Source organism: Polynucleobacter sp. QLW-P1DATA-2 (genome assembly GCF_001870365.1).
Taxonomy (GTDB): domain Bacteria; phylum Pseudomonadota; class Gammaproteobacteria; order Burkholderiales; family Burkholderiaceae; genus Polynucleobacter.
Genome location: NZ_LZMQ01000012.1, coordinates 1 through 1,992, shown reverse-complemented (window position 1 = coordinate 1,992; position 1,992 = coordinate 1). Strand labels below are relative to the sequence as shown.

General features: G+C 44.1%; 3 protein-coding genes. All 3 read right to left on the bottom strand.

Annotated features, from left to right (window positions below; translation table 11 throughout):
* A partial coding sequence (locus A9236_RS10800; RefSeq protein WP_143070645.1) for a filamentous hemagglutinin N-terminal domain-containing protein occupies positions 1–317 on the bottom strand: 317 nt, incomplete at its 3' end.
* Between the two features lie 37 nt (positions 318–354).
* Entirely contained in the window at positions 355–465 is a 111-nt protein-coding gene (locus A9236_RS11560; RefSeq protein WP_161485630.1) for an ESPR-type extended signal peptide-containing protein, read from the bottom strand.
* 370 nt (positions 466–835) lie between these two features.
* Positions 836–1,992: YDG domain-containing protein (locus tag A9236_RS11125; RefSeq protein ID WP_236638919.1), on the bottom strand; the 1,157-nt coding region annotated here is incomplete at its 5' end.

The following is a 1,992-nucleotide window of genomic DNA, read 5'->3' as shown; positions in this document are numbered from 1 at the left end:
AAGATGACTTGGCCATTGGAAGTTAACTGTCCAAAGATTTGGGAGGCATTGTTGCCAGTCACCCGATCAAGTTGAACACTGTTTGCACTAGGTTGATTGATGACTACTTTGGCGTTGGCGCCAATGTTAAAAGAGTTCCAGTTCACAATCGCTTGATTGGTGGTCTGGTTCACGGTGAGCGTATTGCCTGATTGACTAATAGCGACCTGACCAGCGGCAACCGTGCCACCTGTAGGCAGGGCATTTAAAGCAGGGGCGGCAAATGCAGAGCTATACCCAGCTAAAGCAATTAATGCGGCAAACGAGCAAAGAGACAACCTAGCAACATAAGAAATATGGGAAACGATGCCTCGTTTAGATTGATTTTTTTGCTCCAGAATGAGAGACGCTAGACGCGTTCTCCCCCACCGCAATAATCTTATTGCGGTGCTTAGAAAATATGAGTTTGTAGGATCTTTTATTCATAGTAGCTATTATCCTAAAAACGACGCTCTGAATTGTTAAATATTGCAAAAATTTGAGTAAATTCAACCTCTTAAGGAACAATTTTGTTAAAAAGAGACTCTTATGGAGATGATTTAGCTTGCGGTCTTATAAAGGTGTACACCTAAGAGCTAATATCAAAATTAAATTTGAAGGGATGTGCCGTGAGTGAAAAGACCGAAGACTGTGTGATGCCAAATGCCAATATGGTGGCGCAGGATGGGGCGCTCTTCAAATTGCAAAGTTACTGTGACATCGCGACTTAGCCGATAGGGAATAGCGATATTTTCTACAAGTCAAAAGTTATTGCTTCCTGATGACCCAACGATTGGGGTATGAGGAAAATTAATGCTTACCATTTGCCACCAACTAACTTAGATAACTGGAGTTTTGGCTTAACACTATCGACGTCAATTAAATAGCAAATCTCTACTCCGGCAGTACCCGTCGCGTCGCAATTACAAGCTCGTTTAGTGCCGCAAGTATTAGACTCCTCTATAGAAGCAGGTCCAAAAGAAACACCGAGGCCAGCTGATTGAGTGCTCGACGGAACAACAACGGGGCTTACCGGATTGACATTAGGTGGTAGGGGTAGTGGTGATGGTGGTGATGGCGGGGCACTATTGGCAGTAATATTGGCATACGCATAAGCCTGATTTGTTACTGCATAATTGGGCAAACTAGAGCCCGTATTAACAAGTGTTAAAGCCACTGGCTTATTTACACCTACCGATGGAGTATTGAAAACTCCTGTAGCGCTGGTGTTAATCACATCTCCAGCTCGCAGGCCAGAGTAAACAATATTACTTGTACTAATAGTCGCCAAAGTGGTACCGTCATAGACTTTATTTGCAGCTGTAATGCCCGATATGTCTAGGCTAGCCTTCGCCAGGCTCACCGTATTGGTTGTATTAGAGCCTAAAGCATTGTTAACGCTTGCGTTCAGCGCGTAGTTATCTTGGCTGCCATTGGCTAAAGTGACCGCTGTAAATTTAGTAGCGCTGGCTACGTTTGCATCATTAATAACACCCGAACTTGCGGTGGTATTGACATCACTACCAACCAAACCGGTTAATGCAAAACTGCCATTGCCTGCAGCAATCGTGGTTGAGCCAGCATACGTTGCCGTGGTATTAGAGATGCCTAAGGCCGCTTTAGATAAATTTACTGTATTGGTTGTATTAGAGCCTAAAGCATTGTTAACGCTTGCGTTCAGCGCGTAGTTATCTTGGCTGCCATTGGCTAAAGTGACCGCTGTAAATTTAGTAGCGCTGGCTACGTTTGCATCATTAATAACACCCGAACTTGCGGTGGTATTGACATCACTACCAACCAAACCGGTTAATGTAAAACTGCCATTACCTGTAGCAATCGTGGTTGAGCCAGCATACGTTGCCGTGGTATTAGAGATGCCTAAGGCCGCTTTAGATAAATTTACTGTATTGGTTGTATTAGAGCCTAAAGCATTGTTAACGCTTGCGTTCAGCGCGTAGTTATCTTGGCTGCCAT

Coding starts and splice junctions, on each gene's coding strand:
- A9236_RS11560 (WP_161485630.1), bottom strand. CDS start 465: ATGAATAAAAGATCCTACAAACTCATATTTTCTAAGCACCGCAATAAG.